Here is a 25323-nt window from a genome sequence, read left to right as displayed (position 1 = left end):
ATTTCTAATTTTTTAAGCGATTTGGATAAACACTATAGCTCTTTGATTCTCAATTATTTCAATCCTCATCACTTCTAACTTCCCTTTTCGTATTTCTCTTTTCGTACTTCCTATTTCTCACTCGTCTTTCAAACTCTTCACTGGATTCGCCTGAATACTTTGATAGGTCTGAAAGAAAATGGTTAGCGTTGCCAACCCTAAACAGGCACCAATCGCCAGTACGATCACCCAAATGCTGATTCCAGTTTTGTAGGCGAATTCCTCCAGCCATTCATTCATGAAATAAATTGCAATCGGAATGGCCAATGCTACAGAAATTAAAACCAATCGAAGATAGGATGCAGATAGCATGACAAAGATTTCCGCCATGGAAGCACCAAACACTTTTCGGATTCCAATTTCTTTGGTTCTCAAATGAGTGGTATAGGCCGTCAATCCAAATAGTCCTAAACAGGCAATCAAAATGGACATGAAGGTCAGCACTTTTAGTAAATCAGCCATTTTCATTTCAGACTGATATACTCTTGCAAAGTCTTGATCCATAAAGGAATAGTTCATAGGAACTCGCGGCTCATAAGCATCCCAGCCTGTCTGCAATTCGTCGACCACAGATTCTACTTGATTCCCTTGAACTCTCACGGTGATATAATCCCTTAAGTAATAGTCATGCATGTATTCTATAACCAGGGGTTTGATCTCGTTTCTATAGGTTTCAAAATTGAAATCCTTTACCAAGCCAACCACTTCTAAAGAAGCCTCATCATTTTCTCCTTCATTTTTTATCAGAATCTGTCCAATTGGATCATCTGAGATACCTAAGTATTCAGCAGCTTTTTCATTAATAATGATTTTACCAGCGTCGGTTGCAGAAATTGGGACAAAGTTTCTACCCTTCAATAATTCGAAATGATAGGTGTTCAAATAATCCGCATCTGCTTCATACCAATTCATTCCTTGATTTTCTTTGGAATTGATGGAGTTAAAAGAGCGCATTTGATATTGGCCAGTCATCGGTATTCCCGTTGAAAAACTCATGGATTCTATCTGGCTGCTGGATGCAAATCGACTCTTAAAATCCTCCCGTTGCTCATTTTGTATTTCCCCGTCATTGTGGATAATAAGCAATTGCTCTTTATCAAATCCAGGATTGGAGTTTTGAATAAAGCTCATCTGACGCTGTACCAAAAGGGTACAAATAATCAGGGTCAAGGAAGTAGCAAATTGAAAAACTACTAAGGCATTTCGGAATGAATGGGCATTCTTTCCCGAGGATAATTGCTTCTTAATGATCAGCAAAGGCTTGAAGGAAGAAAGATAAAAGGCTGGGTAAGCTCCAGATATCAGTGTTAGCCCGATCAATAAGAGAGGAATCATCCCCAAAACCCATGGATTTCTGAATAAATTAAACTGGAGATTTTTGCCTGAAAGTTGATTGAATAGTCCATTTGACAGCTGAACTACTACCAGTGAAAGCGCGACAGATATTAATACTAAGATGAAAGCTTCGGTCAAAAACTGGTAGACCAACTGGGATTTTTCCGAACCCATTACTTTCCTAACCCCCACTTCCATGGATCGAAGCCCAGCTTTGGCAGTAGCCAAATTCATAAAATTGATGCAGGCCAAAAGCAGTACAAAAACAGCTACCCATGAAAAGATATACACATAGCTTTCATAGCCATTCGCTTCCAATTCTCTTAAAAGATGAGATTTCAAATGAATATCCTGAATGGGCATCAGTTGAAGGTTGTAATCTGATTCTTCTCCCTCGTTATCAAAAGCTGGGATCGCATAATTCGAGACAATCTGATCCAGTTTTGTTTTTACAACTTCACTACTTCTTTCTTCGATTTTGACATAGGTATTTAAAATTGGCCAGGTCCAAGAGTCCATTAAAAAAATCTCTTGATGCATACCTGGCTCATAAACCAACATATCAAAATGCAGATGGGATTGAGCAGGTATATCTTGGATCACAGCTGCAATTTCCCGAGGTGTTGGGTCATTACTTCCAATTAATAATACCTTTCCAAGGACTTCCTGAGGAGAAATATTTCCAAAATACTTCTTCGTAAAAGCCTCTGTAATAACAATATAATTAGGCTGTGATAGGGCCTTTTCCTTACTTCCTGCCGCCAAAGGCAAATCAAAAACCTGAAAGAAATTTGGCTCTGCATAAAATACGTTCTCCTCTCGGAAAACTTGATCCTTGTTGGCACCAGATCCTGGCTGAATAGTAAAGTCATTCCATTTTAGAATACGGGTCACCGCATTTACTTCCGGAATATCAGAAGCAATTCTTGGCCCCAACGCTGGTGGAGCAGTTGCATAGCTTGCCGTTTTAAAATCCCCCCATTGAGCATTCACCCTATAGACGGATGACGATTCCGGAAGGTATTGATCATAACTTAACTCGTCTTGGATAAAAAGAGCAATCATTAAAAAACCACTGATCCCCAGCGTCAATCCAAAGACATTCAGTCCAGTATACAGTGTGTTTTTCTTTAGTACTCTCCAGGCGATCTTTAAGTAGTTTTTTAGCATAGGATAATCAAAATAGAATGAAAAGGATATAACATTTCCTAATTCATCTCATTCTTTAATTCCAGTTTTGTGCCATAGAAAAAAGCCCAAAACAGCATTGTTTTGGGCTTTTTATGGGAATTCTCAGTTAGTAAGCGAACAATTTCGTCCGCTCGTGGTCAAATCAAAAAATCACTACTCATCTGACAAACTATCCACTGGATTGGCCAAGGCCGATTTGATTGCTTTGGATCCTACTGTCAAACCGGTAATCAAAAGGGAGCAGATCATAACCACCACAAAGAGTCCTATCGAAAATGAAATTTTAAAGGCAAAATTTTCCAGCCATCGCTCCATCATCCAATAAGCAATTGGGACCGCTATCAAGAAGGCTAAAAGAACCATAATGAAATACTCTCTGGTTAATAAGAAAGTGATCTGGGAAACAGAAGCTCCCAACACTTTACGAATACCTATTTCCTTTACTTTTTGACTGATCATGAACGAAACCAGTCCATAAAGGCCTATGCAGGAAATAAGAATGGAAATGGCAGCAAAAATCTTGAATAGTAATGCTAATTTCTGCTCACTTTCATAGAATTCCTGAATGGATTCATCCAAGAAATACCCATGATAGATTTGTTCAGGATAGGTCTTTTCAAAGGACTCTTCAAAATTAGCAATGCTAGCCAAGGATGCGTTTTGGTCCAATTTCAACCCCACAACATGGTAAAAATCCTTCTTAGGAGCAATGACTAGCTGTTTGATTTCATCGCGCAAAGAATTAACTGTAAAATCTTTGATTACTCCAGTAATGGTAGCCCATTCTTTCATGAAACCCAGTCTAAACTGTTTTCCGATCGCGTCATTCGGATCTTCAATCAGTAAGCGCTTGGCCATTGTTTCATTAATTACTACCTCGCGAATCGTATCGCTAACCTGATATGGGCCTCCAGCTACGAACTCAATCCCATAGGTTTCAAAATACTTTTCATCTCCAAACTTTGTAAAAGCAGGAAAAGGCACATCTTCTGACTTCCCGTCAAAGTAAAAATTAAACAGGCTATTATTATCAGAAGCTGGAACATCTGAAGCCAAACTTGCAGTGACGACGCTTGGATTGCTAAGTATTTCCTGCTTGAAATATTCAATTCGACGTTCATCCTCCGAATCAAAAGGCACCTCAATGTAATAGACATGATCTTTGGTGAAACCCAAGTCTGCATCCTGAACCATTTTCATTTGTTGAATGGCAATGATCGTACTGATCATCAAAATCTGAGCGATAGTAAATTGAACTACTACCAAAGCTTTCCTAATAGAAACTCCTCCAACTTGACCTTGATGGAATTTGCTTTTCAGCGCATGAATGGGCTTAAATTTGGAAATCACCAAAGCGGGATAAAACCCTGAAAGTATAGTCAAAGCTATTATCAAAATTCCGATGAATGTCAGCACGATAGGTTGAAAGAAATCCATCTTCTCAGGAACATCGGCGATCAGGCTTAAAAATGGAAGTAGTAGTGTTGCTCCCATCACACCAATCAATGCTGCGATCAACACAGATAGAAAAGTTTCTCCAAATGATTGAAATATTATCTGGGTCTTAGTGCTTCCCATAACTTTTCTTACCCCGATCTCTTTTCCTTTACCGATGGCACGGGAAGTGGCCAAATTCACAAAATTAATAGAAGCCATGACCAGGATAAACAATCCAATGATCACCAAGGTATTGACAGTCGACAATCGGGTCACACTGCCACTGATACTCCCATATTGCTGGTCAAAATGAATGTCTTTGTAAGGCTGTAAGATCAAGGACTTTTCTGAATTTCCTCTTCCCTCAAAATTCTTCTTGGTAAAACCATCTAAAGCGGCCTGGGCACTAGCTACATCCGTACTTTCTGCCAAACTTACATACAATTGATTATCACTTCCCAAACTGCCCCAAGACTCTAAATCATGGTCATAAATCCCTGGATTGGATCTCACTGTCTGGTAGGAAACAAGCATGTCAAAAAACATATTACTGTTATCTGGGATATTTTCCACAATCCCTCCTACTGTTAAATTCAATCCGCTGGAAAACTCCAAAGTTTTATTTTCAGCCAGTTTCCAGTTTCCAAAAAACTTCTCTGCAGTCTTTTTGGTAAGAATTATCTGATTGGGATCGGATAACCTTTGAATGTCACCAATAGCAAATTCCAGATCGAATAGGTCAGCAAAATCAGGAGTGGTATAGAAGGTATAATCGATTTCATATTTGTCTGGAATCCCAACTTCAGCTGCATCTTTATAGAGATTCACTTGGGTGTTGTAGGCAGATTTTACTGGCACCACTTCTCCAAAAGGCAAGTTGTCTGCAGCGATGGCATCTGGCACAGGGTTATTGACCCCAGGATTGTAATCGTACCCATCCGGGTATTTGTCCTTGGAAACGACTCGATAGATTTCATTGTAATGACTTTGAAACTTATCAAAACTCATTTCATATTGTACCACCATAAAAAGTAAAAGGGATGCAGTAATTCCTATGGCTAAACCAAGAATATTGATTGCACCTGCCCATTTGCTACGGACCAGATTTCTCCAAGCAACTTTCAAATAATTTGTAAACATGTTGGCAATTGTTTTGGTATTTCTAAATCTCAAGACTGAAAATCCCAACTTGCTATTCCAGTTTAGTGCCAAAGCAAAACAGCATTAAAATGCCCGAATAGCTATTTTTTCGATAAACCTATTCAAAAGTAACGGACAATTTTGTTCGATAATGGGCGATTTTGGAAAGCAGTAGGCAGTTGTAGTCTCACAAGGAAATGGCATTCCAAAGATCGGTCCAGCATGCAACATAAACTTCGGCCAAAGCAAACCAAGCTCGAAGGAAAGCATGGTTCCTGATACTGCACCAGTTACAAAAAATATGGCTACTTACTCCAAGCTTTGGTTAAATCCTCGTACAGAAGATTTCCAGTTTTCAAATATTTATAACGGGATGTGGCCATAAAAAAGGGTATCACCATACCAATACAGGCAAAAATAATGTGAAACCCGAGTGAAAGCGCCAACTGGGAACGGGCTGCGAAAAGGTCTTCCATTGAACTTTTTTGTTTAATGAATAGCTATACAAGCTAACTAATCAAGTGAACCTTCTTATCTGACTGACGCACAAATTCAGTGATTAGTTCACCTTTTTCAAACTATTTTTTCAAGAGTTTTAAAAGCCTCTTCAAGTTCAAATAAAGTACTTGATCACCGACAAAACCAGTCTCATCTAAGGGTCAACTTGATATTTTTTATCACTATGCCAATCAATTAGTTAGGTGATTTTTTAGACAAAAATCAGTAGCTTAATAACAAAAATCACTTTTATGTACGTCAAACGGTATTACAGTTTTTGGATGACAGTTCGCTGGTCCAAATTTTCTTTGATTTATGGCATACTATATTCCTTCATCATCATAGTACTATATGAAATTACTTCCATCCCATTTTCTCTCCCTTGGGAACCAATCTCAGTAATCGGTATTGCTGTTGCTTTCTTTTTAGGTTTTAAAAACAACAGTTCCTATGACCGAACCTGGGAAGCAAGAAAAATTTGGGGTGCTATTGTCAATGAAAGCAGAACCTTTGCCACTGCAATCCTAAGCTTACCAAATCCCGATATGCCTTTCGAGGAAAAAAAGCGGTTCATCTATCGACACTTGGCCTGGCTGATGGCTTTGAAGCATGTAATGCGTCAGGAAAAAACCTGGGAACACAACCTTCCTGTAAACAAACTGAATTTCATTCCTGGATTTATCAAAGAATATTACGACGGTATATTTGCTGAAATAGAAAGATACCTTTCGAAAGAAGAATTGAATCAACTCAAAAGCCATTCAAACATTCCCTCACATATCTTAAAGAACCAAAGTATTGAGATTTCAAAATTAAAAGAACAAGGTTTTATAAGTGATTACAAACAGGTCAGGCTCCACGAGTTAATCGGAAATTTATATACCCATCAGGGGATGTCTGAGCGCATCAAAAACTTTCCTTTTCCAAGACAATATGCTTCAACAGGGCTTTGGATTACCTATATCTTCTGTGCTTTGATCCCTTTCGGCTTGCTGGATATTTTTGAGCAATCCAAAGCCTTACACTATTGGCTAACCGTTCCTTTTTCATCCATTATTATCTGGATTTTCTTCCTGGTTGATAGAATAGGAGATTACTCAGAAAATCCCTTTGAAGGAGGTTACAATGATGTTCCAATTTCATCGGTGGCCCGCGCTATTGAAATTGATCTTCTGGAAATGATCGGTGATGAAAATATCCCTGCACCCTATAAAACTGAGAATGGTTTCTTGATGTAATAGAAAGTTATCAATTATTAAAACAAAAAAACCACCAAAAAATTGGTGGTTTTTTAATTGGTATATACTTGAGTTTAACGTTTTCTAATGCTGCTGGAACCAGATACTTTGATGTCTCCCATACGAGGAGATCCTGAGTATACAATATCTCCTGAACCAGAAGAACGAACTGATATTTCTCCCAAATCACCTACATAGGTATCTCCAGATCCTGATTTTTTTACTTCCAATTCTTCGAAAGTCACCTCTTCTGCTTCAAAATCACCGGAACCGGACTGACTGATTATGGCCTCTCCTATTGCCCCTCTTGCAATTTGAATTTTTGCTGATCCAGAAATGGAAGCATCTAATTCATCTGCTCTCAAAGATTGCATGATAATGTCCCCAGAACCGGAAAGAGCCAAATTAAACGCTTCTGCTACCACATCAGATTTTACATTGATCTCTCCTGAACCAGAACAACTTAAACCTTCCAGGCTTTTGTAAGTCACATAAAATTTCAATTTCACTCGGTTATAGCTTCCTTTTACTAAGCCCAGCTTCAGTTCATTCCCTTCTATTTCAGTTCTAACCTTACTTAAGTCTACACCACTTGCTTCGATCCGAACTTCCTCCTTATTCCCTTCCTCCAGAATCACTTCCCAACTACCGCCGGAGTGCACTTCTGTAAAATGACCAAGGGATCTTGTTTCTGTCTGCTGAGCCTGTGCATAAGAAACTAGGATAAAAGCTGGAATGGCCATCGCCATCAATTTCGAATAGATTTTCATTGTATTTAAAGTTATGTTGATCTGATTTATTCTTTGGGTTTTCTTTAAGAAAAAACATGTTTAGCATTACCTGCTATGGATAAGATGCAGTAGGCTCCGTGAAGGTTGCATTTTGCAATCAGGATTTCCTTTATATTTTTAAAACCTTTATTCTATTTGGATAAAATTATAAGAAAACGGCTGTCTAAGCACTTTTAATAAAGAATCAAATCCAAAGGGATAGTCATAACATTAAAATTCTTCAAACTGCCATTTTCTAATGGAATATAAGATCTACTCCATCTTATGTCATTCCCATTCTCCACTATTGTGCCACAAAAAAACCTACTCTTAGGGCTATAAAACTCAATTATAAAGGCAATTGGGCACAGCAATCGGACACTGTTGCCCAAATTCGAACAATCTAAAAAAAAATTCAAAATGCGTTGATTACTATTCCTTGTTTTTCTCTTCCTTCTTTCTGGCTTTTTCCTGCTTTTTATAATATCCCCTAAAAAGAAAATTGGACTTCATCGCTTCCATATTCTCATTCAATTTATAAGTACTGGATTCAAGATTTTGAAGAGTTTGATCCACTTGTTGGCGAAAAACAGAATCCTGTAAAACCAAACCTGCAGTACCCTTGCCATCTTGTATATCATTGAGTAATAAATTGACACTCTTCATCATTTGCTCCGCCTCCTTACTTGTATTTTGAAGCTGGATCAAGGTTTCCTCAAAATTAGAACTCATACTACTATCTGTAAACAACTGATTGACCAGACCATCACCCTTCTCAAAAGAGGTGATCATATTCCTACCCGATTCTGTGATTTCGACTGCATTTGAACCAGCATCTCTAAATTTACGAATCGCAGTATTCAAGTTATTCACTAATTCAGGTCCTGACAATAAGTCCCAAAGTGCTTCGCTTTGATTCAGTTTTTCTGTGATTATAGAAAGATTGCTTAAGGTGTTTTCCAAATAATTCCCCGTAGAATTAAGAGTTTTAAGCATTTCATCCGTATCAATTTGAGGCAATGAATACAATATATCCCCAGACTCTAAAAGTGGTGCATCAGCCTCCATCTGATTAATATGAAGTATTTTATTGCCCATCAATCCATCCGTATTGATAGTAGTCTTCGAATTATTCTTAATAAAGGGCTGCATGGATTTATGTATCAGGAGTTCCACATGAATAATGGAATCATTTTTCATTTCAATACCACTCACTGTCCCAATATCCATCCCTTTGAAGCGCACATTATTACCTGGAAGAAGCCCATTGACGTCCTGCATCTCTGCGATTACTTTGATAGACGAACCAAAAATATTCTGATTTTTCCCTATTAAATACAGAGAAAAAACCAGAAATATCAGGCTAGCTAATACTAGAACCCCAAGTTTTGCATTTGCTATTTTCCGTTCTTTTTTCATCCTATCGAAAGAATTCACTGACTTTTGGATCAGTGCTTTTCATTAAATTTTCATACGTATCAGTCCTATAATTCCTTCCCTCTATTAAAGCAATTACTCGATTAGAAGTCATTTTAATACAGTTCATATCATGAGAAATGATCACCGATGATGCTTTGTATTTTTCTTGAATGGAAATCATAAGTTCACTGATTTCTCTACCTGTAATAGGGTCTAACCCTGTAGTGGGCTCATCATACAAAATCACTTGAGGTTTCAAAATCAGCGTTCTTGCCAACGCGATTCGCTTTCTCATTCCACCAGACAATTCAGCTGGCATCATATTGACCGTGTGGGAAAGTCCAACATCTTCGAGAGCCTCCATTACAGCTTCTTCAGCTTTGTTTTCGCGCTCTTCTAAAGTCCAGTGCCTTCTCAAAGGGAACTCTAGATTTTCGCGAACGGTCATGGAATCATACAATGCATTACTTTGAAAAAGAAAGCCCACATCTTTTCGGAGCAAATCCATTTCATCCTCATCCAATTCACTGATATCCTGGTCCAAAATCTTAATTTCACCAAAGTCTGGCTCCAACAGCTTGATGATACATTTGATTAATACGGACTTTCCAGAACCTGACTTCCCTAGAATAACCAAATTTTCACCTCGGACTAATTTCATAGAAAAGTCTTTGAGCACCTGATTACTACCAAATGATTTATTGAGCTTTGAAACTTCAATGATATGATCCTTCTGTTCCATAACTCAAGTCAGTCCTAATAGATCTGTTATTTGAACAGCAATCAAATCCAAAATAAAAACCATTAAAGACGCGACTATCACGGCAGTGGTAGCCGACCTCCCTACCCCCTCAGTTCCTTTTTGAGAATTATATCCTTTATAGCACCCTACAATCCCTATAGCAAAACCAAAGAAAAATGTCTTAATCAATGAAGGGATAAAATCCCCGAAGGTTAAGGCATCAAAAGCTTGAAACCAATAAAGGGACCAACTCACAGAACCTTTCAAATTCACTCCTAAAAACCCTCCATAGAGTGAAATAGCTATGGCTAAAATAGAAAGAATCGGAACCATTAGTGTAGAAGCCATTACCCTAGTAACTACCAAGTATTTAAATGGATTGGTTCCTGACACTTCCATTGCATCAATTTGTTCTGTCACCCGCATAGAACCCAGTTCTGCACCTATTCCAGAACCTATTTTCCCAGCACAAATTAATGCAGTGATGACAGGTGAAATTTCACGAACCAAGGATACCGAAACCATGGATGGCAAAAGTGAAGCAGCACCAAACTCAACCAATGTAGGTCTAGATTGGATCGTGAGTACCAGCCCCATGATAAAAGCAGTAATACTTACTAAGGTGAAGGTCTTATAGCCAATCCAGAAACATTGATTTATAAATTCCTCATATTCCTGCTTTGGTTTGACGATCTGTTTAAAAAACCTTCCGGTAAACCTAGCTATTTCTCCTACTTCTTTGAAAAAAGGCGAATTGATTACATCCAAAACCCAAGTCGTTAATTTGAAACTATAATTTCAGAAAAGTATTTATTAAAGATGACGAGAAATAATTGCTAAAAAACTGATTTATATCAGCTTTACTTGAAGAAAAAAGTTTATTCACTCAGTAATTTCTCCAAAATCTATTCAAAAAAATTAGAGAATTTTTCCCTCTATAATTTCTGATTTATAGAATAAAAAATGGCTCACCTGAATTTACAAGTGAGCCCATTTAATTTTAAGAGTCAATGCTTTCTATTCATTTTTGATGCTTTTCACGGGGTTTGCTAATGCAGCTTTAAGGGATTGCATCATGACGGTTCCTGCTGCAATCAGTCCTGCAATCAATCCCGCCCAAAGAAATATTGTCCAATTGATCCCGATTTTGTAAGCAAAATCTTCCAACCAGCTATCCATCCCAAACCAAGAAATTGGTACTGCAATTAAAAACCCAATCAATACAAGTTTCATAAAATCTTTACCAAGTAATATCAGAATATTGCTGGTTTCAGCTCCCATCACTTTTCTAATTCCAATTTCCCTAGTCCGTTGCTCCGTCGCAAACGTGGTTAATCCCAGCAATCCCAAGACGGAAATCAAAACCGCTAAAGCAGAGAAGAAGGTGAAAATTGTTTTAACTCGCTGCTCAGCCTCGTACTGTCGGTTAAACCCCTCATCCACAAAACGTGGTTCAAAAGGAAATCCAGGATTCAAATCAGCCCATTCAGCTTTGAGGTAGGTCAAGGTCTCCTCTCGTCGGGAAGCATCAATCTTGATACTCACTTGATTGGAACGGTCCTGAGTGATCATAAATACAATGGGCACAATCGGTTGATGTAAGGATTCGAAATGGAAGTTTTTCATCACTCCAGTGACAAAACCATTTCTTCCTCCATAATTGAATTTCTTTCCGATTGCTTCTTCCGGAGTTGACCATCCTATATCACGGATAGCCACCTCGTTGAGAATAAACGCTTCAGTGGAATCACTGGCCATTTGGAAATCAAAATCTCTTCCTGCCAGGATCGGAATTCCATATGTTTTAATAAACTCATGTCCTACATGGATATCTGCAATTCTTACATCCAACTGGGACATTTCTCCATTCACCTCAGCACTACCTCCTTGTGAATCCAAAAGTCTTCCAGAAGGCACTCTGCTAGAAATAGTGACTCCACTAATTCCAGGGTTGTTCAAAAATCGGTCTTTGATAATTTGATAATTTTCAACAATGGCTGGACTGGCAGGTAATACAACTATATCATCTTTTTGAAAACCAAGATCTTTGGATTGCATGAAATCCAATTGCCGAACGACCACAATAACTGCCACTATCAAGATTACTGAAATTGCAAATTGACCCACTACCAAAACTGATCGGAAATTCTCATGTCCTTTCCCTGCTTTAAAGGTTCCTTTCAGCACCTTTGAGGGAGAAAATCCGGATAGAAACAACGCGGGGTAACTTCCTGCCAAAAGTCCAACTCCTATGGCCAAACCTACTAAAACCAGGAGATATTCAGGGTTTTCAATGAAATTAAGGCTCAGCTGTTTTTGGGTGAAATCTGAAAAAAGAGGAAGGAAAATATAGACTAGAATAACAGCGATAATCAAGGAAATAAATGTCATCACAAAGGATTCACCCATAAACTGGTTGACCAACCTACTTCGATCTGCGCCCATCACTTTTCTCAATCCAACTTCCATAGATCTCAAAGAGGATCTGGCCGTAGAAAGATTCATGAAATTTATACAGGCGATCAATAGAATGAAAAGAGCTACTGCGAAATACACATAAACGTAGTCAATATTACCATTGGCTTCTATTTCTGAATCCAGATTAGAATATAAGTGGATATCCTCAATGGGCCACAAGTGCAGTTCAGTCACTTTGGACATAGGTACTCCTGCCTGCGCCTCGCCCATGTTCCGATCAATCAAAGCTGGTAACTGGGACTCTAAGGCTTTGTAATCATAGTCCTCTTTCAGCAATACATAGGTTGAAAAATTATTCCCCCCAAAGTTCTTCATAAAAGCTTCCAAGCCTCCATAAAACTGGATCACGGGGTTCATGGTCGCAATGAAATCCGGATGCATATGGGTATTGTCCGGAATATTTTCAAAAACTCCTCTGACCTGAAATGTCAAGGTCATCCCCTGAATTTCACCAATTAATTCCTGACCTATAGCTGGGGAATTTCCAAAATACTTTTTGGCCATATCCTCCGAAATCAAAACCCCATCTCCTGACTCCAATGCTGCTTTTGGATCTCCATCGATCATATTCCAAGAGAACACATCAAAAACTTCGGGATCAGCAAAGAAAAACTCATCTTCCATAAAGGAATTCTCTCCAGACCGAATCAGCAATCCGTTATTAGTCAGTCGGACCACTTCCTCAACCTGATCTCCAAAATCAGACTTGATCAATGGTCCAAATGGAGCAGCTACATGACCTAAATGTAAACTCACATCTCCATCCGCATTGTACCAGCTTCTTGATATCCTAAAAATCCGATCTGAGTTGCTGTGGTAGGTATCGTAGCTCAGTTCATGTTGTACAAACAAAAAAATCAGAATACTTACTGCCATCCCGATAGAAAGCCCCAAAATATTGATGAAGACATACAATGGGTTTTTCTTAGCGTTTCTAAAAACAATTTTGAAATAGTTTTTGAACATAGTCGAATGGGTTATTTTTAAAAAAAGTTTGACTTGCTGCCTTTATGCAGCAAGTCAAACTCTCATGATATTCTTATTTTCTAATGATTTTGGCTGATCCAAAACTACCAATAGATTGACTGGTAGGGTTCCCTTTGATATATACATTACCCGAGCCAGAAGCACCTACTATTAAATCTCCTGTTACTCCTATCGATGTTTCCCCAGAACCCGATTTTCCAATTTTCACATCTCCAGCCATTAAATCCAAAGCATCAAATGAACCGGATCCTGATTGACCAATATTAGCATCATCACAAGAGCCTCCATCAATAATTACTTTTCCTGAACCACTCATTCCTACATACAAAGAGCTTGCTTCAAGATGTTGCATCTTAATATCTCCTGAACCAGAAGTTCCGATTGCAAATGACCTGGATGAAATGTCAGATTCAATTTCCATATGTCCTGATCCACTTAATCCAACTGATTCCAATTCACGGACTGTTACATAGGCAGTAAAATTCACATTAGTATGCCTGCCTTTTTCAAGTTTAATTTCCAGCGTTCCATCTTCTATTTCCGTAATGACTTGGTCTAAATCAAAGCCTTTGGAAACCAATTTCACCTCGTTTTTATCTCCTAATGTGATAAATACATCCCAAGATCCAGAAGAATTTACTTTTGTGAAGTCTCCGGGCGCTCTAGTTTCTGTTTGTGCCTGAGCAGTAGCTCCCATCAAAAAAAGCATAAACACGAATGCAGATATAGTTGAAAGTTTCATAACGTTTTTAGTTTAGTTGGTTGTCATCACTAATTCAGAGACTGTGCCAAGAGACAAAAAGCCCTTTCAGTTGAATAAAAGGACCTTCATGGTATTTATTTTGTCCGCACAAATCAGATTTTGACCGTGAGCGAACACTAGCTTTTTTAGTCCTTATTCGCTTTTCAGACTTTTCACCGGATTCACAATGGCAGCAGATATCGCTTGATAGCTTACTGTAATTAGGGCCACCCCCAAAGTCAAAAGCCCTGCTACCAAAAACACTGAAAGTCCCAAGTCTATTTTGAAGGCAAAAGAATCCAGCCAACCGTCCATGGCAAACCATGCTACTGGCACTGCAATTAAAAAGGCAATCCCCACCAGTTTGGCAAAATTGATCGACAAAAGGAATACTATACTACCCACGGAAGCTCCCAATACCTTTCGGACTCCAATTTCCTTGGTACGGAGAAATGCCGTATAGGCCGCTAAGCCAAATAAGCCAATACAGGCTATTAGGATAGCCAAAACGGAAAACACTCCTAAAATTTTACTGGAGGTTTGCTCGTTTTTATAAAGTTCTGCTAAGCCGTTATCCAGGAAATAATAAGAAAGAGGAAGGCCATCTGACAGGCTTGCCCATTTTTCTTCTACCGCTCCTAAAACTTCATTTTGGCGGCTATTCTCAAACCTGATAGCGAGTGTACTGGTAAAACCAGCGGGATTTTTGGTATTGAAGATTGCCAATGGTGTCACCACCGTATGCAGAGATTCAAAATTAAAATCTTCGACCACTCCCACCACTGTCAGCTCAGAGGTAATATTTTCTCCATTGATGTTATTAGTCGTCATCAGGCGCTGCCCTAAGGGGTTTTCATCTCCAAAAAATACTTTTACAGCTGACTTATTTAAAATCAAAGAAAGTGAATCATTGAAATCTTCATCAAATACCCGTCCTTCCAAGGCTTCTATTTTTAAGGTATTGAAGAAATCAGCTTCGGCAGAAAAACCTTTGGTGGTCAGTACATCTCCGCCTCCTGGCTTCATAAATTGAACACCAAATGTCCCTTTTCCAGGCATGGTACTCGTTTTACCTGCAGAAATCACACCTGGTAAATTCTCTATCTCCTGCTTTAAAGCATTGTGATTGTCTTGATTACCAAACCGCTGTAAAACCAATACATTTTCTTTATTGAAGCCCAAACTGGTGGATTGGATAAACTGGATTTGATCATTGATGATCAGGGTTCCGGAAATTAATACGATGGCTATTCCGAATTGAAATACCACCAAACCATTTCTTAGCCAATTGCCTTTACCCGTCTGCAGCTTTCCTTTGAGAATACTGATCGTATTGAATTTTGAAATTTGGAATGCGGGATAGTATCCTGCCAACAAGCCAACAATCACTCCGAAAATCAATAATAATGGAATGGATGAAAGCATGGCTGCAAAATCAAACACCAAGGACTTTTGGGCTAGGTTATTGAAAAACGGAACTGCAAAGCTGACCAAAACGATTCCAATCATTAAACTGACGATGGTAAGTAAAACTGCCTCTAATAAGAACTGAGTGATGATTTGCTTCCTTGCTGAACCCATCGCTTTTCTCACCCCTACTTCTTTGGCACGATCGGCAGACCTGGCAGTCGCTAGATTAATAAAATTGATGCAGGCTAAAACTAGAATAAAAGCCGCTATGGAAATAAAAATATACACATATAAATAATTGCCATTGGCCTTAAACTCCCCTTCCAAATTAGAATGCAGATGAATAGATGCCACTGGCTGAAGGAAATAACGATAGCCATTCCCTGCTGCTGTGTAATCCGCATAACTGATCCCTAAATTCCGCTCAATTTGTCCCGAAGCATATTTGGTCACCAATCCAGGAATTGCATCTTCCACGGATTTAGCCGATACATTTGGATCCAATTTTAAATAGGTATGTGCAGAAAAGGAGGTATAATTATCCTGATTTATAAAAGGAAAGGAAGTACTGGATACCAAGTAATCAAATTTCATATGGGAATTTTCCGGAATATCTTCCATGACTCCAGTAATCTCATATTCAGTTTGCCCTTGCTTGATGGTTTTACCCAAAGCTGACTCCCCTTTAAATATTTTCATGGAAGCCGAATTAGAAATCACCACAGTATTAGGCTCCGCCAATGCCGTCTCCTTATCCCCTTCTAAAAGCACAAAATCAAAAACATTGAAAAAATTAGAATCCGCAGCTGCCACGTAATCTTCTTCATAAGGAGTGTCTTCATAGGTAATTACATTCCCAGCACCAAAATTAAAAATCCGGATAGCATCCGATACTCCTTTTACTTCCTCTTGAATTACCTCTGCAAAACTATGGGGAATAATGGAATAAAAATTTACATGATCTGGATAAATCCGCTCCAATGCAACTCGGTGTATTTGCTCATAGTTTGGAACAAATTTATCATAGGAAAGCTCATCTTTGACATGCAGCATGATCAACATGCAGCAAAGAAAACCTAGGGTCAGACCCATCACATTGATGATGGAATAGACCTTGTTTTTATAGAGATTTCTGAGGGCAATCTTAATATAATTTTTAAACATAGCTCTGGGGTTTGGGGCGTTTAAATGGGCATTTCTACGTTAAATACATTTCACATTCATTTTCATAAATCCTACATCTTATATCATAAATCCTACATCAAAATCATTCGCTCTTAATCGCCTTCACTGGATTGGAATGGGCAGCTTTCAGAGATTGGAAAGTCACCGTTATCAAAGCAACCCCCATAATTGTAATGGCCGCAAGAGGAATAAACCACCATTCGAAGTTGATTTTATACTGATAGCCATTTAGCCAGTCCTGCATCAACCAAAACGCGATACCTGATCCAATCAAAATAGACAAGGAAACAATCAAAATAAACTCTTTATTGATGACTTGAAGGATTGAAAAAGTAGATGCTCCCAAGACTTTTCGTATACCAATTTCCTTGGTCTTTTGCTCAGCGATATGTGCCGACAATCCCAAAAGTCCCAAACAGGAAATAATAATCGTCAGAATACTGAAGTATTGCGCTAAATCTCTCAATCTCACATCCTCGCTATACAAGCGGGCATAGTTTTCATCCATAAAGCTATACTCGAAAGGAAATTCCGGATTTAAGTTTATTGCAGTTTTTTCCATGTAGGCAATCGTTTCCTGAATTTGATCGGTATTCATCTTGATATAACCTTGCCAGGTATTTTTAGGATCAAGCAAGAGAATGGCAGGAGCCACATTTTGACGGAAACTTTCGAAGTGAAAATCCTTCACAATTCCAGTAATTGCACGCTCCTCATCCCATAACCTAAAAAACTCAGAACCTTCATGATCCTTTTGCATCAATTCGTAAGCCGTCTGATTCAAAATAGCTCCCGAAGTGGAATCCGACCCATTCATTCGGTCAAATCCTCTTCCCTGCACCAATTCCAATCCTGCTGTTTTCAAGAAATCATAATCCACTCGGATAACTTCAAATAGCGCTGCATTTTCCGGATCTTTTCCTTCCCAGGAAACACCACCTGTATTGTTGTTTCTGCCAAGGAAGCCAAAGGATGAACGAGTCACAGACTCAATATTTTCATTTTTCTCCAATTCGGTTTTAAATACATCGAAGCTTTCCTTGAGCTTACCTTCTAATGGAACCTGAATCAGCTGGTCTTTGGAATAACCCAAATCCTGGTTCATCGCGTAATTGATTTGCTGATACACCACTAAGGTGGAAACAATCAAAATCGTAGCAAGAATAAACTGAAACAAAACCAAACCTTTTCGGGCCATAACCACTCCTTTTCCAGATTTGGTGAAAGAACGAAAGACAGAAACTACTTTGGTGGCAGAAAGGTAAAATGCCGGATAGCTGCCTGCCACGATCCCAGTGAAAAGTATGATCATCAATAGCTGCAACCAGAAATAAAAGGATCCATAAGGTACGGATATGACTTTGCCTGTCAGATCATTGAAAATCGGCAGGGAAGCCTGTACCAAAACCACGGCAATAATTCCGGAAAAGAAAGTAATTAGCAAAGATTCACTCAGAAACTGATACACCAAAGACTGTTTGTTGGCGCCAGCTACTTTCCTTACTCCCACTTCCTTGGCTCTTTTTTGTGATTTGGCCGTACTCAGGTTCATAAAATTGATACAGGCAATGATCAAAACGAATAAACCGATCATGGCAAAAAGCTTCACATTTTTGATTCTGCCTTCTACTGGTTGTCCATCTTTCCACTGACCATGCAGGTATAAATCTCCTAATGGGTAGGCAAAAAGGCGAACGTTGGACTCTTTATTTCGATCTTTAATAAAATTCTCTACACTTGCAGAAAAGGCATCTCCATCCACTCCTTCCCGAAGGCGGATGATTGTACGAGGACCATTGTTCCCCCAGTCTTCTAACCAGTCGTTTTCTGCAAAAAACCAGGAATAGGGAAGCAAAAAATCAAACTTAATAGTGGAACTGGCAGGAAAATCCTTCACTACTCCTTGTACAATAAAGTTTTGTGTTTCAGTTCCCCCTTTGATCTCCACATCCTCTCCTACTACATCTGTTCTGCCAAAAAGCGAGATCGCACCACTTTCAGACAAGATCACATGGTTGTTTTCCGTCAACATGCTGTTCAGATCACCTTCGATGACCCCGTAATCATAGATTTTTAAAAAATCCGGCATAGCAAACAACCCTTCAAGTTTAATGCGCTGATCCTTTTGTACAAAGAGTAAATTTTCCATCCAGGTATAAGTAGAGGCGAGTTCCACTTCTGCCAAGCTTTCTTTCATACTTTCTGCCAATACTCCAGGGGTTGAGTTCGTGGTAAAAACATCTGATCCATAAGACTGATGTTCCATCATCTGATACACTCGACCCACTTCGGGAATTTCTTTGTTGATGGTCAACTCAGAGTTAACCCATAGCCCTATTAGGATAGCGGCCCAAAGGCCAAGAGAAAGACCAAAGAGGTTGATGAAAAAAGTAAGCTTATGCTTGGCAAAACCTCTTAAAGCAATTTTAAAGTAGTTTTTAAACATGGCAAGGCGTCGTAAGTTGAAAAGAACTTGTTGAAGTATCTTATAAAGTTGGTTTAGCTTTCTACTAAAAGAGATGCACTTAGGATTGAAAAAGTTGCATAGAAAGTGCCAGTAGAATAAAACGCCCTAATTACTGGTTAAAAAGCCATTTACCCTAAACTCATTTGTCCGCTAATAGGTGTTTTTGGTCGCAATCGGACAAAAATTCCAAAGCATTGATTTTACTCTTTGAATAGCTAATAAAATCAAATTTTAATTCTTATAACCAGCAAAAGCAATTAACTGATAATCAATTTAAAACATTGAATCGGTACACGATTTTAAATTCCGAGAAGGCCATTACTATTCTAAAAAAAATCTTATTTTTATTAGATAAATTCAAAAATGTCATGAAAGCAACACACCAATCCCAGTGGACACAACCCAGGTTTATTTTTATGTTTTTAGCTGTAACTGTATTAACGTTGCTGGCCGGAAAATTCATTTTATTTACTGCTCTGCCCTATTACAGCTTTGATCCAGAAATATTAGGAAGATGGCAGGATTTTAAATTCTCTTTGGTCAGCCATATATCTGGTGGAATAATCGCATTACTGATAGGGCCATTTCAATTCTGGGAATCATTCCGAAAAGCAAACTATAAAATCCATAGAGCCCTAGGTAAAATCTACATTGCAGCTATTGTCCTAGCTACGATTGCCTCTACTTATTTGGCTTGGACTTCAGGTTTAAAAATAAATATCAACTGGGCCATTTCCTTGCAAGGTCTAGCGTTAGCCTGGTTTGTCACTGTGGCTTTTGCTTATGTATCTATTCTGAGAAAAAACACAGAACTCCACCGGGAATGGATGATCAAAAGCTATGTTGTGACTTTTGCATTTGTCACGTTTCGCTTTTTGAATGAATTGGAATTTATAGAAAACCTTGAGATCGATGGGCCTACGTTGATCTGGATTTCCTGGGCTATTCCACTCTTGTTTACTGAGATGATCCTGAACTATAAAAAACTGAATCGAAAAACTCTTTCCTCCAATTGAACATATTTTTAAACCTGGATAAACAAAAAATGAAAACACTAAACGTACTTTTCGCAATCATCCTTATGAGTGGTTCTATCGGATTTGCACAAGCGCAAGATGATCGGCTACAAATCCAAGAAACTGTACTCAATTATTTGGAAGGCATGGAAAACAACGATCCTGTGAGGATGGAAAAAGCCATGCATCCCGATTTGGCAAAAAGAACCGTGAATAAAAACGGGGAAGGGATCGAGAGTCCAACCAATATGACAGCAGCCAGTTTGATTGGCTATACCAAAGATTTTGACTACACCCAATTCTACACAGCAGGAGTAGATCCCAACGAACTCTTAAAATCCGAAGTGCATATTTATGATATCTCCAATGGCATTGCTACGGTAAAGGCGACCACCAATAAGTTTGAATTTGAGGACTACATCCATCTGGCCAAAATGAATGGAGAATGGAAGATTGTGAATATCCTTTGGGCTTGGACTGGCTATACCTGTAAGTGGTTTAACAAATAAAACCACGATTCATAGCCTGGGTCGTTTTGGCTAGCATAAAAAAATTAAAAATAAATGATACTGGAAAACAAAACAAAAGACGCTACAACCCAAACTTTTTTTATAGGGATGGTACTATTATTTATTTTAATGCAAGTAGCCTTTCACCCTTTCTATTTGCAATATTTTCCACAATTTCATGAATTTAGTTGGACACATCACATACATGGGGCATTAATGGTGTCTTGGGTGGTGATGCTGATTATTCAACCTTATCTTATCATCAAAAAAAAATACAAGGAGCATAGACTTATTGGTAAAATATCCTATTTCACAGCACCATTAGTGTTTATTTATATGGTGTTAATAACAAAGCTAAATTATCTCAAAATGTTGGGAGAAATGCCGTTTATAGAAGTCGCTGCTTGGCAGTCATTAAACATTATTACCCCATTCAATTTTTTGCTTTTCTACTCGCTTGCTATTATCCATAAAAAAGAGGTGTTTAAACACAAGCGTTATATGATTGGCACAGTATTCACTTTTTTTGGAGCTATTTCTTCTAGACTATTGATAATTATTTTTGGAGAGTCAATTAATTTTTATGCCTTTTTTATCTCTGAATATTTTGGTCTCGGCATAGTATTACTCCTTTTATTAAATGATATAAGAAAGAAGGCAAACCCTATACCCTATATTATTATAGCAGTCGGATTGGGTATAAGTATCACTAGTATGCATGGTCGTAATACAGACGAATGGCAATCAATAGTTCGATTTATTGGAGACAGTTTTTTTTGAAAAAACTTAAAACTTCTAATCATTTCCAAACCTGAAAGAATATTTATACTACAAGTGACAAACAAGCCGAAAGCACAACAATTTATTCCATGAATAATCAAAAGTTCATTTTCTAGCATTTTTTCTTCGTTTAGGCTGTTTTTGAATTGATTGCCTGCTTTTTGGACTGATTGTAAGAAGTCAAGAATGGACAAAGCGCTGCCTTGCGGGTGGCTTGTCCACCCCAGCTGGGTGAAGATAAAACATGGCTGGGACTAGGTGTAGATTGCCTGCCCTACTTCCGGCCCAAGGCTAATATTTTTTTAAGAAAGATTTCATTCATTACCAATAATCCACCTCTATCAAACCTTTCAATCCAGAGTAATTCCTAGCACAGGCTTTAGACTTCTGACTTTTCTTATCCCCGCTTCTTAACCCATTTGCATAACTAAAACCATCTAGGAATTTTAGTAGCTTTTTTGAGGAGATTGACAATAATTTTTTGAGGGATAAAAAGTCGAAAAGGTGAAAATATCCACCCGATTTTAAGGAGATAAGTGCATAAAATGTGTACTATAAAGAAGTTGTAAACCATCTACTTTAACGAACATTAGAAACCAATAATTTTATAAAACTTAATACGCATATTATGAAACACTCTTTAACATTCTTACTAATCCTTTTGGGATTTTCATTGCAAGCAATTTCACAAGAAAGTCAGGTTGAGCATTTATTGGATGGAACTTCTATGAAATATTTTTATCAAAATGGAAGTGCCGTTCATGCTGAACTTGAAGATGGTCAGTTTAAATTTGAATGGATAGATGGTCCTAGTAAAGGAGCCTCAGGAACGTGTGACTATAGGTCAAGGAAAATTGGAGATAAACTTTACATAGTAAATTTCAAATTCGAACCAAGTGAAGCTTTCGTTACAATAGTTTTTAATTTCAATCAAAATGTGTTTTCAACTTCGGCATTACTTGGTGCAGGAACTGATAAGGAATTAGTTCTATTTGAAGCTGGAATAATTGAACAATTAACGTTAAAGGAAAAGTGATTCAAATTATAATGAATCATATTACAATATTACGGCATTCAACACTGGCTTCCATGAATAATCAAAAGTTGATCTTTCAGCATTTTCTCAGGAATAGCTATTCTTGATAATTGTGGGAAGACATACTAAAAAGTAAAAAACAAAAAAACCTTCGAGGTTTTTAAAGCCTCAAAGGTTGATTTACTCTACTTGCCCCGGCTCGAGTCTCCATGAGCCTATCGGTTGCCACTTCGAGAAGACACGAACTGGGACAAACAAAATCTTATATCCTACATCAAAAATCTTAAATCAATTTATTCGCTTTTCAAGGAATTTACCGGATTTGCGGTGGCAGCTTTGATGGATTGGTAACTGGTAGTCAACAAGGCAATCACAATTGCAAACAGTCCTGCTCCCAAGAATACCTGCCAGCCTAGATCCTGCTTGAATTGATAATCTTCCAGCCATTTTTTCATGGCATACCATGCCACAGGCGAAGCAATCAAGAAGGCGATCAACACCAGCTTGGCAAACTCTTTTGATAATAAAACGATGATGCTTCCAATGCTCGAACCCAATACTTTTCGGATACCAATTTCTTTGGTTCGCTGCTCGGCCGTAAATGCCGTCAAGGCAAATAAACCCAAGCAAGCAATTACAATTGCAAACCCTGCAAAGATGCCGAAGACCTTTCCAAGTCGGGTTTCTGCTGCATACATTTTCCCAAAGCGATCATCCAAAAAGGAATAAGTAAAAGGTTGCCCTGGAGCAAATTCATTCCACTTTGCTTCCACAAATTCAATCACCTGATCAGTATCATTGGCATTGAAACGGAAAGAGGCAATCCCTTGAGGTCTTTTGCTGAGGAAAATCATCAAAGATCCAATATTCTCCTTTAACGATTCAAAGTGAAAGTTCTTCACGACCCCTACTACCGTTTTGCTTTCTAATTCGTCTAGATTCATCGTTTCATTGTCCCCGGCCAAAGTGTAGATTTTCTGTCCGATTGGATCACCAGTAAAGTCGAATTGCCTCACCGCCGATTCGTTTAAGATGACTGCACTTGAGTCAGATGGGAAATCCACGGAAAAATCTCTTCCTTCTACAATTTCCATCCCCATGGTATTCACGTAATCGTAGTCCACACGCCAGTTTTGAAGGCTGACGAGATTTTCTGTTTGCTTTGGATCTTTTCCTTCCGCCCACCAAGGTGTATCAGATCTCCAAGTGCCTGCTACTGGCAAGAATCCAGTGATCGTTCCGGATTCCATCATGCTATTTGCTAAAATCTCCCGCTTGAAAGCTTCTGCCTGATCCCCTAGCGCATAAATGTCATCGATTGTGATGATTTGATCCTTGTTAAAGCCAATCTTCTTGTTTTGGATGTAATTCAGCTGGTTGAATACCGCGATGGTTGCGATGATCAGAATGATGGAAATCGAAAATTGGAATACCACTAATGAGCTTCGTATCATCCCGCTTTTCATTCCGGAAGCCACCTTTCCTTTTAAAATGCTCACGGGTTTAAATCCGGACAGGAAAAATGATGGATAGGTTCCAGCCAGAAGACCTGTACCAATGGCGCCCACCATCAAAATGATGTAAAACGTCAATTGTGAAAATGGAATACCTAAGGTTCTCCCTGCCAAATCATTGAAAACTGGCAAGAGAAAGGCAACAATTGGAATCGCAATTAAGAAAGAAATTACACTCAGCAAAATAGACTCCATCAAGAACTGTCGTATCAAATGAGACCTGTAAGAACCCATTACTTTTCGAATCCCTACTTCTTTGGCACGGTTGGAAGATCGTGCCGTGGACAAATTCATGAAATTGATACAAGCAATGACCAAGATGAATAACGCTATCGCTACAAAAAGATAGACATAAGTAATGTTGAAATTCGGTTCAAATTCCCCCATCAAATCACTTTTCAAGTGGATATCAAGCAGCGGTTGCAGCACGTATTCTATTTTACCACCATCAGCAAGCATGGCATCCATTGTTGCCCCTTCTCCAAATATTTTACCTAATTCAGGCTCGACATTCTTTTTGATCAGTGATTTCATCTTCAAATTCAGATCCTCTGGATCAGACCCTTCCCTTAGTTTCAGATAGGTCTGGAAATTATTGCTTAGCCAAGAGGTGGTTTTTGCTTCATCCAAGCCTTCCATAGAAAGTAAAAAATCGAAATGGAAGTGGCTATTTTGGGGAATATCCTCATAGACTCCAGTGATCCGGAAATCGTATTCATTATCCAAAATCAAAGATTTTCCTAAGGCGCTTTCTCCAGGAAAATACTTCTCAGCAATACTTTTGCTAATAGCCATGGTGCTAGGCTCAGCTAGAACACCTTCCTGATTTCCTTCCAAAAGTGGCATCCCGAAGACATTAAAAAAATCCTTGCTGGCCCAGATTACATTATTTTCTTTGATGTTTTGATCTACTTTTTTGACCAGATAGGAACCACGCTGTCTAAAATTAACCGCATATTCAACCTCGGGAAACTCAGCAGGAAGTGCCTCTGCCATAGGGGCCGGAGCTTGAGTCATATTCCAATGATTTCCACCAAAAATAATTTCCGAATGAATTCTGTAAATCTGGTTCGCATCTTTGAAATGCTTGTCGTATGAGAGTTCATTGATGACAAAAAGTGAGATAATCATACAGACTGCCACCCCTACGGATAAACCAAGGATATTGATAAAGGTGTAGAACTTATGCTTTTTTAAGTTCCTAATGGCGATTTTGAAGTAGTTTTCAAACATAGCTGTGCTGGTTTAAGTGGGTTCCTAAAATTCAAGAAAAGGTTCCTTATCTTCATTTGATGCATACTTGATCCAGAAGGTTGCATCAAGTACTGCTCTTTAAGGATTTTATATTTTTAAAAGGTGTATTTCAGATTCCTGATATTTTTTCTCATGT

16 protein-coding genes and 1 pseudogene are annotated in these 25323 nt (G+C 38.5%); 5 read left to right on the top strand and 12 right to left on the bottom strand.

Annotated features, from left to right (window positions below):
• Positions 1-117: 117 nt before the first annotated feature.
• The 3 genes and pseudogenes from JYB62_RS01080 to JYB62_RS01070 form a co-directional block, all read right to left on the bottom strand.
• A complete protein-coding gene (locus JYB62_RS01080; RefSeq protein ID WP_205643604.1) occupies positions 118-2544 on the bottom strand; it encodes an ABC transporter permease in 2427 nt (808 codons plus the stop codon).
• 174 nt (positions 2545-2718) lie between these two features.
• On the bottom strand, positions 2719-5142 hold the full coding sequence (locus JYB62_RS01075; RefSeq protein WP_205643603.1) for an ABC transporter permease: 2424 nt from the start codon (positions 5140-5142) through the stop codon (positions 2719-2721).
• A gap of 171 nt (positions 5143-5313) precedes the next feature.
• A pseudogene (locus JYB62_RS01070) lies at positions 5314-5618 on the bottom strand (cytochrome ubiquinol oxidase subunit I); the annotation flags it as partial.
• A 273-nt stretch (positions 5619-5891) separates the two neighbouring features.
• Here JYB62_RS01070 and JYB62_RS01065 point away from each other — a divergent pair.
• On the top strand, positions 5892-6878 hold the full coding sequence (locus tag JYB62_RS01065; protein ID WP_205643602.1) for a bestrophin family protein: 987 nt from the start codon (positions 5892-5894) through the stop codon (positions 6876-6878).
• Between the two features lie 74 nt (positions 6879-6952).
• Here JYB62_RS01065 and JYB62_RS01060 read toward each other — a convergent pair whose 3' ends face one another.
• From JYB62_RS01060 to JYB62_RS01025, 8 genes are all read right to left on the bottom strand, one after another.
• Positions 6953-7648, bottom strand: a complete 696-nt coding sequence (locus JYB62_RS01060) for a head GIN domain-containing protein (protein ID WP_205643601.1) — start codon at positions 7646-7648, stop codon at positions 6953-6955.
• A gap of 432 nt (positions 7649-8080) precedes the next feature.
• Complete coding sequence (locus JYB62_RS01055; RefSeq protein WP_205643600.1) at positions 8081-9067, bottom strand: MlaD family protein; 987 nt, start codon at positions 9065-9067, stop codon at positions 8081-8083.
• A 1-nt stretch (position 9068) separates the two neighbouring features.
• Positions 9069-9809: an ABC transporter ATP-binding protein gene (locus JYB62_RS01050; protein ID WP_205643599.1), complete on the bottom strand. Its 741-nt coding sequence runs from the start codon at positions 9807-9809 to the stop codon at positions 9069-9071.
• 3 nt (positions 9810-9812) lie between these two features.
• Positions 9813-10577, bottom strand: a complete 765-nt coding sequence (locus JYB62_RS01045) for an MlaE family ABC transporter permease (protein WP_205643598.1) — start codon at positions 10575-10577, stop codon at positions 9813-9815.
• Positions 10578-10826: 249 nt separating this feature from the next.
• Entirely contained in the window at positions 10827-13253 is a 2427-nt protein-coding gene (locus JYB62_RS01040; protein WP_205643597.1) for an ABC transporter permease, read from the bottom strand.
• A gap of 73 nt (positions 13254-13326) precedes the next feature.
• Positions 13327-14016 carry a head GIN domain-containing protein gene (locus JYB62_RS01035; protein WP_205643596.1) on the bottom strand — a complete coding sequence of 230 codons (690 nt, stop codon included), beginning with the start codon at positions 14014-14016 and terminating at the stop codon, positions 13327-13329.
• A 153-nt stretch (positions 14017-14169) separates the two neighbouring features.
• On the bottom strand, positions 14170-16590 hold the full coding sequence (locus JYB62_RS01030; protein WP_205643595.1) for an ABC transporter permease: 2421 nt from the start codon (positions 16588-16590) through the stop codon (positions 14170-14172).
• A 103-nt stretch (positions 16591-16693) separates the two neighbouring features.
• Entirely contained in the window at positions 16694-19057 is a 2364-nt protein-coding gene (locus tag JYB62_RS01025) for an ABC transporter permease (RefSeq protein ID WP_205643594.1), read from the bottom strand.
• 389 nt (positions 19058-19446) lie between these two features.
• Between JYB62_RS01025 and JYB62_RS01020 the strand changes: the two genes are divergently transcribed.
• From JYB62_RS01020 to JYB62_RS01005, 4 genes are all read left to right on the top strand, one after another.
• Positions 19447-20094, top strand: a complete 648-nt coding sequence (locus tag JYB62_RS01020) for a DUF2306 domain-containing protein (RefSeq protein WP_205643593.1) — start codon at positions 19447-19449, stop codon at positions 20092-20094.
• A 29-nt stretch (positions 20095-20123) separates the two neighbouring features.
• Positions 20124-20603, top strand: a complete 480-nt coding sequence (locus JYB62_RS01015) for a nuclear transport factor 2 family protein (protein ID WP_205643592.1) — start codon at positions 20124-20126, stop codon at positions 20601-20603.
• Positions 20604-20657: 54 nt separating this feature from the next.
• Positions 20658-21383, top strand: coding sequence for a hypothetical protein (locus JYB62_RS01010; protein WP_205643591.1), 726 nt, complete (start codon positions 20658-20660; stop codon positions 21381-21383).
• Between the two features lie 628 nt (positions 21384-22011).
• Entirely contained in the window at positions 22012-22419 is a 408-nt protein-coding gene (locus tag JYB62_RS01005; protein WP_205643590.1) for a MoaF-related domain-containing protein, read from the top strand.
• 293 nt (positions 22420-22712) lie between these two features.
• On the opposite strand, the gene JYB62_RS01000 is transcribed toward JYB62_RS01005, so the two are convergent.
• On the bottom strand, positions 22713-25166 hold the full coding sequence (locus JYB62_RS01000; RefSeq protein ID WP_205643589.1) for an ABC transporter permease: 2454 nt from the start codon (positions 25164-25166) through the stop codon (positions 22713-22715).
• Positions 25167-25323 lie beyond the last annotated feature (157 nt).

It is taken from the genome of Algoriphagus lutimaris (genome assembly GCF_017051705.1).
GTDB lineage: Bacteria > Bacteroidota > Bacteroidia > Cytophagales > Cyclobacteriaceae > Algoriphagus > Algoriphagus lutimaris.
The sequence above is the reverse complement of the archived record's forward strand: the minus strand, read 5'-3'. Positions and strand labels throughout refer to the sequence as shown.